12 protein-coding genes are annotated in these 12124 nt (G+C 63.1%); 4 read left to right on the forward strand and 8 right to left on the reverse strand.

All coding sequences use genetic code 11. The features are described 5' to 3' along the window. Positions 1 to 320: 320 nt before the first annotated feature. Positions 321 to 770 carry a DUF192 domain-containing protein gene (locus AC0GUR_RS19895; RefSeq protein WP_472879251.1) on the forward strand — a complete coding sequence of 150 codons (450 nt, stop codon included), beginning with the start codon at positions 321 to 323 and terminating at the stop codon, positions 768 to 770. 522 nt (positions 771 to 1292) lie between these two features. Here AC0GUR_RS19895 and AC0GUR_RS19900 read toward each other — a convergent pair. Next, on the reverse strand, positions 1293 to 1490 hold the full coding sequence (locus AC0GUR_RS19900; RefSeq protein WP_472879252.1) for a rubredoxin: 198 nt from the start codon (positions 1488 to 1490) through the stop codon (positions 1293 to 1295). 93 nt (positions 1491 to 1583) lie between these two features. Between AC0GUR_RS19900 and thiE the strand changes: the two genes are divergently transcribed. The 3 genes from thiE (at position 1584) to AC0GUR_RS19915 (ending at position 4482) form a co-directional block, all read left to right on the forward strand. Next, a complete protein-coding gene (gene thiE, locus AC0GUR_RS19905; RefSeq protein WP_472879253.1) occupies positions 1584 to 2207 on the forward strand; it encodes a thiamine phosphate synthase in 624 nt (207 codons plus the stop codon). Between the two features lie 10 nt (positions 2208 to 2217). Further along, complete coding sequence (hemL, locus tag AC0GUR_RS19910) at positions 2218 to 3504, forward strand: glutamate-1-semialdehyde 2,1-aminomutase (protein ID WP_472879254.1); 1287 nt, start codon at positions 2218 to 2220, stop codon at positions 3502 to 3504. A 90-nt stretch (positions 3505 to 3594) separates the two neighbouring features. Then, positions 3595 to 4482 carry an ion transporter gene (locus AC0GUR_RS19915; protein ID WP_472879255.1) on the forward strand — a complete coding sequence of 296 codons (888 nt, stop codon included), beginning with the start codon at positions 3595 to 3597 and terminating at the stop codon, positions 4480 to 4482. A 1-nt stretch (position 4483) separates the two neighbouring features. Here AC0GUR_RS19915 and AC0GUR_RS19920 read toward each other — a convergent pair whose 3' ends face one another. From AC0GUR_RS19920 to mpl, 7 genes are all read right to left on the reverse strand, one after another. After that, entirely contained in the window at positions 4484 to 5734 is a 1251-nt protein-coding gene (locus AC0GUR_RS19920) for an acetylornithine transaminase (RefSeq protein ID WP_472879256.1), read from the reverse strand. Between the two features lie 829 nt (positions 5735 to 6563). Then, positions 6564 to 7904 carry a sigma-54 dependent transcriptional regulator gene (locus AC0GUR_RS19925; RefSeq protein ID WP_472879257.1) on the reverse strand — a complete coding sequence of 447 codons (1341 nt, stop codon included), beginning with the start codon at positions 7902 to 7904 and terminating at the stop codon, positions 6564 to 6566. A gap of 317 nt (positions 7905 to 8221) precedes the next feature. Then, positions 8222 to 8641, reverse strand: a complete 420-nt coding sequence (locus tag AC0GUR_RS19930; protein ID WP_472879258.1) for a VOC family protein — start codon at positions 8639 to 8641, stop codon at positions 8222 to 8224. Positions 8642 to 8668: 27 nt separating this feature from the next. Beyond that, positions 8669 to 9094 (reverse strand): HIT family protein, encoded by a 426-nt coding sequence (locus AC0GUR_RS19935; protein ID WP_472879259.1) that lies wholly within the window; start codon positions 9092 to 9094, stop codon positions 8669 to 8671. Between the two features lie 5 nt (positions 9095 to 9099). Beyond that, positions 9100 to 9918, reverse strand: coding sequence for an SDR family oxidoreductase (locus AC0GUR_RS19940; protein WP_472879260.1), 819 nt, complete (start codon positions 9916 to 9918; stop codon positions 9100 to 9102). 90 nt (positions 9919 to 10008) lie between these two features. Further along, the gene (locus AC0GUR_RS19945; protein ID WP_472879261.1) at positions 10009 to 10611 is read right to left on the reverse strand and encodes an LON peptidase substrate-binding domain-containing protein; all 603 of its coding nucleotides are present in this window, start codon (positions 10609 to 10611) and stop codon (positions 10009 to 10011) included. A gap of 130 nt (positions 10612 to 10741) precedes the next feature. After that, a complete protein-coding gene (gene mpl, locus AC0GUR_RS19950; RefSeq protein WP_472879262.1) occupies positions 10742 to 12097 on the reverse strand; it encodes a UDP-N-acetylmuramate:L-alanyl-gamma-D-glutamyl-meso-diaminopimelate ligase in 1356 nt (451 codons plus the stop codon). Between the last annotated feature and the right edge of the window lie 27 nt (positions 12098 to 12124).

Genomic DNA, 12124 nt, shown 5'->3' on the forward strand with positions numbered 1-12124 from the left:
CACACAAGTCACCTGCGCACACTGTCAAAGATCTTAATCACTTGCTGACCGTTTCCGTTTCAGCGTTGGAACATTTCATTCCGAGTGAGCCGCTCATCTTACATCATCTTTCCAGTCCGTCAACACCTTTCGAAAATTTATTTTCGAACCGGGTTTTCGCTGGACCCTTTCGAGGAAGAGCTTCTCGTCGGGGCAGGAGCGAAATAATAGCCCGGCCTTTCGATTCTGGGAAGGGGTCAGAACGAATTTTTTTCACAAAGATGACAAAGACTGTCACCGGTACACTCGCGCGCTCCTGTTTCAACCGAGCCTACATAACAATGAAACGCCTGCTCGCGCCCTGTTTGTTCGCCCTTTCCGCTGCGGCCACGGCCAGTGCGCAACACGATGCGCCTGCCGTGCAGCTGCACGGCAGGCGCTTTATGACAGAGTTCGCCACTAATGATGCGACGCGGGCGCATGGCCTGATGATGCGCACCGAACTGGCGGCGGATCACAGCATGCTGTTTGTGTTCCCTGAGGAGGACAAGCGCTGGTTCTGGATGAAGAACACGCTTATTCCGCTGGATATCCTTTATTTCGACAGCAACCGGCGCCTGGTTTCGCTGCAGACAAACGTGCCGCCGTGCCAGGCCGACCCCTGCCCCAGTTATCCGAGCGATCTGCCCGCACGCTATGTATTGGAGCTGCCGGCAGGCACTGCCGCGCGCATGGGGGTGACGGTGGGCGACGAATTGACGATCGAGGGAACGGTCGGCCCGGTGCAGTAGGCCGGTGCCGCCAGGTCATGCCGGCAGGGCACGCCGACGTGATAAGGGACGAGCATGTCGGGGCGCAGGTCTTCCAGGGCGTCCCAGTCGTCTTCGAACGGTATGAACTGTTGCATGGTGCTGCTCCTGCTGGTTGCGCGCCTCGGTTTTCCGGCGTGCAGGAGCATTTAAGCAAACGGCCCGGTCCGTAAGATGACGGAATCGGGCCGTTTAAGGGCAAGCTAGGGATGCTCTGAGCTATGCCACGCACCCGTCACCGCACGGTATGCGCGCAACGCGCGGTCCCGGCGGCGAAGGCAGACTGGCCGTCTATCGAGACGGCGGGGCGAAGCGTTGCGCGCATACCGTGCGGCCCCAACGTATTGAATAGAAGGACGGGCTGACGTCAAGAAGGCCCGCTGACAGGGCCGCGCAGCTTGAACAGACGGCCAGTCTGCCCTGCTCCACACGGCCCTGTCAGCGGGCCTTCTTGACGTCATGCCGGGTGCGTGGAATAGCTCAGAGCATCCCTTAACAGCGAGATCAGTCGATTTCTATCATCTCGAAATCGTCCTTGGTCGCGCCGCAGTCCGGGCAGGTCCAGGTATCCGGGATATCGGCCCAACGCGTACCGGGCTCGATGCCTTCGTCTGGCAGACCCAGCGCCTCGTCATAGATGAAGCCGCAAACGACACACATCCATTTGCGCAGGGTGCCGGTTTCGTTGGTGCTCTGATTCATCGCTGGACTGCTTGTCATGGAGAATAAGAGGCGCATTCTCGCAACTCCCCCGCCGATGCGAAAGCGTATGGCCCCGTATTTCAGGAAGAACCCATGCAAGCAAGACTCCACGGGCGCGGCCTCTATGTGATCACCGATGGCCCACGTCCCGACCTACTTGAGGTGGTCGCGAAGGCTCTGGCCGGTGGTGCCCGGCTGGTGCAGTACCGGGACAAGAGCGCTGATGACACCCGGCGCCTTTCTGAAGCCAGCGCCATCCAGGTCCTGTGTAACGCCCACGGCGTGCCGATGATCATCAACGACGACGTGGCGCTGGCCCTGGCGGCTGGCGCATCGGGCGTCCATCTGGGCGAGGACGATGGCGATCTGGCCGCCGCGCGCGCAGTGTTGGGGCCGGACGCGATCATCGGCGTTTCCTGCTACGACTCGCTGGAACGGGCGCGTGAGCTGGCCGCCGCCGGTGCGGACTACCTCGCGTTTGGCGCCTTTTTCCCCTCGCCCACCAAGCCCCATGCCCGGCGCGCTTCGTTCGAGCTGCTGCGGCAGGCTGCCGCGCTGGGCTTGCCGCGAGTGGCTATCGGCGGCATCACGCCGGACAATGGCCAACCCCTGATCGATGCCGGCGCCGACTACCTGGCGGTGATTTCCGCGGTTTTTGGCGATCCGGACGTGCAAGGTGCCGCGGCGCGCTTTGCCCAACTCTTCACCCCGCATTGAGAACAACACGATGACCACCAACCACGAACTTTTCCTTCGCGCGCAGCAGCTGATGCCCGGTGGCGTGAATTCGCCGGTGCGCGCTTTCAAGTCGGTGGGCGGCGAACCGTTCTTCACGGCGCGGGCGGATGGCGCCTATCTGTGGGACGTGGAAGGCAAGCGCTACATCGACTACGTGGGCTCGTGGGGGCCGATGATCGTGGGCCACAACCACCCGCACGTGCGCGAGGCCGTAGAGCGCGCGGTGAAGAATGGTCTTTCGTACGGCACGCCCTGCCCGGCTGAAGTCACCATGGCCGAAACGATCACGCGGCTGATTCCGTCGATCGACATGGTTCGCATGGTCAATTCCGGCACCGAAGCGACGATGTCCGCGATTCGTCTGGCGCGCGGTGCGACGGGTCGCAACCTGATCGTGAAGTTCGAGGGCTGCTACCACGGCCACGGCGACAGCTTTCTGGTGAAGGCGGGCTCGGGCGCACTCACCTTTGGCGTGCCGACCTCACCGGGCGTGCCGAAGGCCAATGCGGACCTGACGCTTACGCTCACTTATAACGATATGGATGCCGCGGTGCAGCTGTTCGACGAGCACGGCAGCGATATCGCAGGCCTGATCATCGAGCCGGTGGCGGGCAACATGAACTGCATTCCGCCGAAGGATGGCTACCTGCAGGGGCTGCGCGAGCTGTGCACCAAGCACGGCGCACTGCTGATCTTCGACGAGGTGATGACCGGCTTCCGCGTGGCGCTGGGTGGCGCGCAGGCTTATTACGGCGTGACGCCCGATCTGACTACTTTCGGCAAGATCATCGGCGGCGGCATGCCGGTGGGCGCCTATGGCGGACGCCGTGACCTGATGCAGCAGATCGCGCCGGCCGGCCCGATCTATCAGGCGGGCACACTGTCGGGTAATCCGGTGGCGATGGCTGCTGGCCTAGCCATGTTGGAATTGATACAGGCGCCGGGCTTCTACGATCTGCTCGCGGCACGCACGCGCCTGCTTACCGATGGCCTGCAGGCGGTTGCCGATGGCGAAGGCCTGCCGTTCAGCGTGAATCGCGTGGGCGGCATGTTTGGCCTGTTCTTCACCAGCGAGAAGGTGGAGAGCTACTCGCAGGCCACGACCGCAGATACGGCCATGTTCAACCGCTTCTTCCACGGCATGCTTGAGCGGGGAGTCTATCTGGCTCCGTCCGCGTTCGAAGCCGGCTTCGTTTCCAGTGCGCACACCGAGCAAGATTTCGCCGATACGTTGGAAGCCGCGCGCGGCGCTATGCGAGCAGCACGCGCGGGCTGACTTTGCCTCAGGACCGGGCGCACGGTCGCGCCCGGTCTCAGCCTGAGCGATGGCGCTATGCTGAAAGCATCGCGTGAATGGAATCTCCGCATGAGCAAGCCCTCGCCCTTTCCCTTCGATACCACCACAGTGGTGCCTGCGGCCAATAGTGGATGGCGGGCGCGGTGGTTCCACATCATCTTTGGCCATGACGATGCGCCCGGTCGGTTGTTTGACCTGGTCCTGATCGTAGCGATTCTCTCGAGCATCGTCGTGGCGATACTCGACACCGTCGAAGACCTGCACCTGCGGTTCGCCGGTGTGTTCTATGTGCTGGAATGGGTTTTCACGCTGGCCTTCACGTTCGAGTACGTGATGCGCCTGTGGGTGATCGCGCGGCCCCGACGTTATGCGCTGAGCTTCTTCGGCGTGATCGACCTGCTGGCCGTGTTGCCGACGTATCTCAGCTTGTTCCTAGCCGGCAGCCAGTATCTGCTGGTGATTCGCGCAGTGCGCATTCTGCGCATCTTCCGCGTGCTGAAAATGACGCGCTATGTCGGTGAGGCCGACATGCTGTGGTCGACGCTGATACGCGCGCGACGGAAGATCTTCATCTTCATCAGCACCATTCTCACTCTGGTGCTGATCTTCGGCGCGATGATGTATCTGATCGAAGGCCCGGAGAATGGCTTCACCAGCATCCCGCGCGGCATGTACTGGGCGGTGGTGACGCTGACTACGGTGGGCTTTGGCGATATCACGCCACACACCACACTGGGGCAGATGCTGACGTCGCTGATCATGCTGGTCGGCTACAGCATCATTGCGGTGCCGACGGGCATCTTTGCGGCAGAACTGGCGGCCGGCATTCGTGGTGCCCAGCAGAAGTTGCCCTGCCCCCGCTGTTACCAGCAGGGGCATCAGTCCGATGCGCATTACTGCCGCCGCTGCGGCGAGCTGCTGTCGAACAGCAGCGCGCCTGATGCGGCAAGCCCCTGACTCAGCTGGCCAGGTAGGCGCGCAGAGCCGCTTCCAGGCGCACCAGACCCTCCGCCAAGTCGGCGTCGGTGAGGTTGAGCGCCGGCACGAATCGCAGCACATCCGGGCCCGCCTGCAACAGCAGCAGGCCGTGAGCCGCGGCGAAATCGAGCATGGTGCTGGCCTTGCCCTTGTGGGCTTCCTTTAGCACGGCACCAAGCATCAGGCCGCGGCCCCGCACTTCATCGAAGAGGTCAAGCGACGCGTTCATGCCCATCAGGCCATCACGCAGCGCCTGCGACTGACGATTCACGTTGGCCAGCAGTTCCGGCGAGGACAGCTTGCGCAGCGCCACGCGCGCCACTGCCGTAGCCATCGGATTACCGCCGAAGGTGGTGCCGTGCGCGCCGAACTGCATGGTGTCGGCAACCTTCGGGCCGACCAGCATGGCGCCGATGGGGAACCCGCAGCCCAGTGCTTTGGCAAGGGTGACGATGTCCGGCGTCACCTCGTCCTGCACGTGGGCGAACAAGGTGCCCGTGCGGCCCATGCCACACTGAATTTCGTCCAGCACTAGCAACGCGCCGTACTGGTCGCACAACTCCCGCACGCGCTTGATGAAGCCCGGCGCAGCAGGCAAGACGCCACCCTCGCCCTGCACGGGCTCGAGCATCACGGCAGCAACATCACCGTGCGCAAAGGCGGCTTCCAGCGCGGCCACGTCATTGAAATCGAGATAACGGAAACCACCCGGCAGCGGCTCGTAGCCTTCCTGGTACTTCGGCTGCGCCGTCGCCGTGACGGCGGCCAGCGTGCGGCCATGGAAAGAACCACGGAAGGTCACGATGACGCGCTTGGCAGCCTCGCGCCCCTGCGACGACGCCCATTTGCGCACGAGCTTGATCGCGGCCTCATTGGCCTCGGTCCCGGAATTGCAGAAGAACACACGCTCGGCGAAATCCGCGGCAGACACCAGCTCTTCCGCCAGATGCAGCGGCGGCTCGCTGTAGAACACATTGCTGGTGTGCCACAGCTTGTGCGCCTGCGTGGTCAGCGCCTCGAGCAGATCGGGGTCCTGATGGCCCAGGGCATTGACCGCGATACCCGCGCCAAAATCGACGTATTCACGCCCCTGCGTGTCCCACACGCGCGAGCCCTTGCCGTGATCCAGCACCACATCGCGCGGTCGATACACCGGCAGCCAATAACGCTTGCCGAGATCGATCAGGGCCGAATCGGCCGAGGGCGAGGCAGACGGGTCGTGCGCGTGCATGTCGTACTCCGGGCGTCGTCCAGGGGACGCGCCGTCATGGGAATGGAAAGATGGGCATGGGGATACGCCACAGCGTGGTGAGGCGCGTTCTGCATCGTAAGCCCTGCGCCAACGCTTTGCACAGCAGCAGAAGTGTCACTTCTGCCCTGTGCGCTGTGTCCACGGCGTTACAACAGCCCGAAAACGGCATAACGGCGCGGCCTGGCGCCCCTTTGCGAGGTCGCTGGAGCCGCTCACCTGTAACGTCTTCAAGACGCTGCGATGCCGCCAACACTCGGGAAACCGCTCTACAAGGCCCATTTTTGGGCCTTTTGCCTGATTGGCACGCCGCTTGCTCCACTACTCACGTACAGGCGGGAAGGGGGAAGGGCCAGCTGCGACAACGCATCGAACACCGCGACAGGGATTTCCGCGGCGGCGGAATGGCGACGCCTCTGGGTGGCCCGGGGGCAAGGTCGATACGAACATCGCAGCTGGCAACTGGAATTCTCCTTATCTCCCCTCAGGTTCAGCCCCAAACGGGCAAGTAGTCGATGACGAATTCCGCCGAAAGGCGGTAGCGAGGGCGGTAACCCGGCAACCCCTGTGGCCGGGGCACCAATGGAAGCCCCCGGCCCGACCCCTGCGGGCCGGGGGCCTTCCTTTCAGCATCGAATGCGCCGGGGTGATCGGCGGGTGCTTGTAGCCAGTGGCTGGGTCGGCGCGCAACCAGCCATGCAGGAGCGAGCATCCGCCGCTCACCCCGCACAACCCACTCCCCATCATCTGTCAGGTGACGTCATCCGTGAGGATGGACGTCCATTTATGGCGAGACTTGATCAGTGTCGCCTTAACGCAGCTCGTCGAGTGCGAGCTGGTGTTTCTTGCATAGCCGGTAGATGGTCACGCGCGACACCTTGAGGCGGCGCGCGCATTCACTCACGTTGAACCGGCTTTCGCGCAGGCATGCGATCACGGCATCGCGTTCTGCCGCCACGCGCGTACTGCCGAGGCTGGAGCGCGCGGCCTGCTTGGTAAGCACATCAGCCAGATCCAGATCACTCACGCTGATGAGCGCGTCTTCAGCCACGACGGCGGCGCGCTGCACGCGATTGAGTAGCTCGCGCACATTGCCGGGCCAGGCGAAATCCAACATGGCGCGGCGCGCGCTGGCACTGAACGCGCGCCCGCGACTGGGGTGTTGCTCACGGAAGGCATCGAGGAAGCGCTGGGCCAGTAACACCACATCGTCCTCGCGCTCGCGCAAAGCTGGCATGCGCAAGCGCAATACGTTGAGGCGGTAGTACAGGTCCTCACGGAACCGCCCGAGCTCTACCGCCTTTTCCAGATCCACATGCGTGGCGGCCAGCACACGCACATCCAGCTTGATCAGCTGGCTGCTGCCGACGCGTTCGAGCGTGCCTTCCTGCAGAAAGCGCAACAGGCTGGTCTGCGCGTCCGGCGGCAAATCGCCCACTTCATCCAGAAACACGGTGCCGCCAGCGGCAGCTTCGAAATGACCAATACGGCGCGCGTTGGCGCCAGTGAATGCGCCACGCTCGTGACCAAACAGTTCCGACTGCACCAGGTTGGGTGGCAGTGCGCCGCAGTTGATCGCCGCAAACGGGCGATCCGCGCGCACCGACAAACCATGCAAGGCACGCGCGGCCACTTCCTTGCCGGTACCTGTTTCGCCCGTGATCAGCACCGGCAGTTCCACCGGGGCGTATTTTCGAATGCTGGCCACCACCGCACCGATGGCGGCGCTGCGACCGGTCACGCCGATATTACTGGGCTCGATGGCACGCGGCTCGTCACCACCGATGCGCCCCAGCGTCTCAATGAGGCGGTCGACATCGACCGGTGTGGCGAAGTATTCGATGCTTGCTTCGAGCACACGATCGATCAGCGGCTCATGCGTCGGCATGTCTGGCGACACCAGCGCCACCCACGGTAACCATGGGTGATCGGCCATCAGTTGAGCCATGGCCTGGATGGACACAGGGTCACCGCAGCGCAGGTCAGCGAGCGCCACCACGGTGTCGTTGTTGCGCATGCCTACTCCACCCTGGGAGCCGGCATCAGCTACGCGAACGATCCATCCAGCCTCTGTCAGGCCAGTTCGCTCGGCGCTGTCAGGCTGTCCGAACCAGACGACGCATCGCCTGGCTTCCTCCCTTAGTACAGCCATGGTCCCTCCCCCTCCCCTGATTAAGGGTCACAGGTTTCGGCCGGTGCAGCCCAGGCCACTGGCTACCCCCCGGTTACCACGCCCGTCGCGCCAAGCTAATCCGCGACTGCTACAGATATGTGATATGAGTCACACAATATACAACTCCACGGATATCCGTCACCCAACAAATGGGAGACATCCGCGTCGGACACAAGCCCGAGGCCTATTTATCGCCTAGCACCAATGGCCAGTGCGCTTTCTTTCGTGGAAACGTGCGGTTTTCGGCGCCCTTGTGCCGCAAGTTCCAGAGCTGTCGAAGGGCGCCGACAAGTGATTCACCAAACACCGGTGTTCGGCATCGATGCCCACGGTTCCTGCGGCGGCAAATGGCCGTCTTGCAACAGCTCGACCGAGATCAGATCCGGGGAACGCACAAACGCCATGTGCCCATCACGGGGCGGACGGTTGATGGTGTAGCCCATCGACTGCAAACGAGCGCAGGTGGCGTAGATGTCGTCGACACGAAACGCCAGATGGCCAAAGTTGCGGGCGCTGCCGTAATCCTCGGTGGAGCCCCAGTTGTAGGTCAGCTCAACTTCGGCATCCGGCGATTCGGGCGCAGCAAGGAAGATCAAGGTGAACTTTCCTGCTTCATTCTCCATGCGGCTCTTCTCCTTGAGGCCGAGGCCTTCGCAGAAGAAACGCAAACTCGCGTCGACATCGCGTACGCGAATCATGGTGTGGAGGTATTTCATGATGTGCTCCGTGGCGCTGGGGGGGCGCTATGAGGGGGAAAGAGAAGAACGGATGCGCTCGGCAAGATGATCGAGCTCGGCATGCGGCGCCGGTGACGGCGCGCCATGCGGATAGATGCGCAACAGACCATCGGCGACACGGCGGGGATGCACATGCAAATGGAAGTGCGGCACTTCCTGGCCTGCAGCCGCGCCATTGGATTGCCACAGGTTGAGTCCCGCCGGGTTGAGCACGGTGCGCAAGGCCTGCGCCACACGCACACCCAGTTGCATCACGTCGCCGGCCACCACGGGATCCATGGCGTAGATGTTTTCCAGGTGTTGGCGCGGCACCACCAGCACATGTCCGGGCACCGCCTGACGCATATCGAGAAAGGCCAACGAGTGCTCCGTCTGCGCGACGATGTTGGCCTTCAACTGGCCGCCCACGATCGCGCAGAACGGGCACGTCATGTCGATCAGTCCAGAAACAGATCAGGCAACAGCGGCTGCGTCGGGTCGGTGGCGTAAGGCGAGAAATCGGTGACACCGGCTTCGCGCAATACGTCTTCGTCGATCAGGAACTGACCCGCAAAACCCTTGGCCGGTCGCGTCAGCACCGCATGCGCCGCATCGGCCACGATGGTTGGCTTGCGACAACGCTCAAGCGGCACGCCAGGAATCATGTTCAAGGCATCCGTCGCAATGATGGTGCGGGGCCACAACGCATTGACCGCGACGCCCTTGGGACCAAACTCGCCTGCCAACCCCAGCGTGACGAAGCTCATGCCCATCTTCGCCAGTGTGTAACCGGTATGCGGTGCCCACCATCTCGGATTGAGCGACGGCGGCGGCGCCAGGGTGAGGATGTGCGGATTCTCCGACTTGAGCAGGTGTGGCAAACAAGCCTGGGCGCACAGGAAACTGCCACGCGCATTCACCTGTTGCATCAGGTCGAAGCGCTTCATGGGCGTATCGAGCGTGCCGGCGAGGTAAATCGCACTGGCGTTGTTGACCAGAATGTCGATGCCGCCGAAGGCTTCCACCGTGGCCGCGACCGCTGCCGCGACCTCACCTTCTTCGCGGATGTCGCACTTGATCGGCAGGGCCTTGCCACCCGCCGCCGCGATCTCGGCCGCCGCGCTGTGAATGGTCCCCGGCAGCTTGGGATTAGGCACGCTGCTCTTGGCGGCAATCGCGATGTTGGCGCCATCACGGGCAGCACGCAGCGCAATAGCCAGACCGATGCCGCGCGAAGCGCCGGTAATGAAAAGGGTCTTGCCAGCCAGACTGCCCATGGAAACCTCGATTCGATCGGGAAGCGGTCAGTGTAGAAGCCCACCCTGTGTGCGCAAAGCAAATATGGCGTTGCGCAGCGTCGACAGCGATCAGGCGCGCTGAAAACGCGGCAGGATGTCGCGCAACTCCGCCAGCCGACGCAACGAGTCCGTGATTTCCAGCATGCGCTGCCGCTCGTCCGGCTGCAGCGGCAGCAGTTCGGCCAGCCGGAAACCCACCCAGCTGGCGTCGTCATACAGCGTTCGGGATACATGACGCCAATGCGGAGCCATGGTTTCGATCAAACGCTCGAGGATCGACGGCAACAATGCCAGCTCCACCGGGACCGCGTGTGCCGCCTCTTGCGGCCACAGTTCGACGTCGCCGCGCACCAGACCGTTCGAACGCACGCGCGTGCGCGACACGCGAAAACGTTCAGCGCCTTCCGTGACGATGCCGAGCAGGCCGTCTTCCCGATTATGGAAATCAACAATGCGGGCCAGCGTACCGACCGCTGCTGGCGTTGCCGGCGCACCGGCTTCGTGCCCCTCGAGAATCAGGCACACGCCAAACGCGCTGCCGGTCCGCGCGCATTCACGCACCATGTCCAGGTAACGCGGTTCGAAAATACGCAAAGGAAGCTGGCCACCGGGATAAAGCACGGTGCCTAGCGGAAACAGCGGCAGGTCGAGATAAGGAGGCTGGGCGGCCATGCAAAGAGTCTAACTGCCAATGGCCTTACTTGTAGGAGCGCACTTGTGCGCAACCGTGGCACCTCAGGTGGGACCGCCTCCGTTCGACGCATCGGTCGCGCACAAGTGCGCTCCTACAGGAAAGCGGCGATCAGGGCTTGATGGCTTCGACGAATCGCCGCGGCGCCCCTTCAAACCCACCATTGGACATGAAGACCACGTGATCACCGGCACGTACCTGGCTGCGCAGCGCGGCGATCAGGGCATCGACCGTCGGCACGGTGCTGCCGCGCCCGTTCAACGCACCCGTGACGCGGCTGGCATCCCACGACAACTCTGGGCGATGCAGGAACACCACGGCGTCTGCATCCGCGAGCGAAGGTGCCAGCGCCTCAGCATGAGCCCCAAGGCGCATCGAATTGGAGCGCGGCTCCAGCGCCACCACGATGCGCGACTTGCCCACCTTGGCACGCAAGCCGGCCAGCGTGGTCGCAATCGCCGTGGGGTGATGCGCGAAGTCGTCATACACGCGTACGCCACCGACCTCACCCACCACTTCCATGCGGCGCTTCACACTCTGGAACGTCGCGAAAGCCGGCAACAATGCACAAGGATCTGCACCCGCCGCCGTGGCCGCCGCGAGTGCCGCCAGCGCATTCATCACGCTGTGCTGACCCAGCAGCGCCCAATGGATCTCGCCGATCAACGCGCCCTGGCGGCGCACCGCAAACGCGGAACCATCGGCTGCCAGCAGCTCGGCCTGCCAGTCACCCTTGCCGATGCCGAAGGTTTCTACCGGCGTCCAGCAGCCCATGGTGAGCACTTCGGCCAGATGATGGTCGTGAGCATTGACGATCAGGCGCCCATTGCCCGGCACTGTACGCACAAGGTGATGGAACTGGCGCTGGATCGCCGCGACGTCCGGAAAGATATCCGCATGATCGTATTCAAGATTGTTGAGAATCGCGATGCGCGGGCGGTAGTGCACAAACTTCGAACGCTTATCGAAGAACGCGCTGTCGTATTCGTCTGCTTCGATCACGAACGGCTTGCCGCTACCCACGCGCGCCGACACATCGAAGTTGCCCGGCACGCCGCCGATCAGGAAGCCCGGCGCCATGCCGACGCTTTCCAGCAAATGCGCCAGCAGGCTGGTCGTGGTGGTCTTGCCGTGCGTGCCGGCCACGGCCAGCACTTCGCGGCCCGGCAGCAGCGTTTCGCCCAGCCATTGCGGGCCGGAGATGTAACGCAGTTGCTCGTTGAGCATGTATTCCACAGCCGGGTTGCCGCGCGTCATCGCATTGCCCACAACCACCAGGTCGGGCGCAGGCTTGAGGTGATCGGCCGAATAGCCATTCATCAGGCCGATGCCCAAGGCCTCCAGCTGGGTGCTCATGGGCGGATAGACGTTGGCGTCGGAACCTTCGACGGTGAGGCCAAGCTCGCGTGCCAATGCGGCGACGCCGCCCATGAAGGTGCCGCAGATGCCGAGGATGTGCAGACGCATGTGTAACCCGTTGGTTGAGGCTGGGTG

The sequence above is a fragment of the Dyella sp. PARNA 12/25 genome, assembly GCF_055702865.1.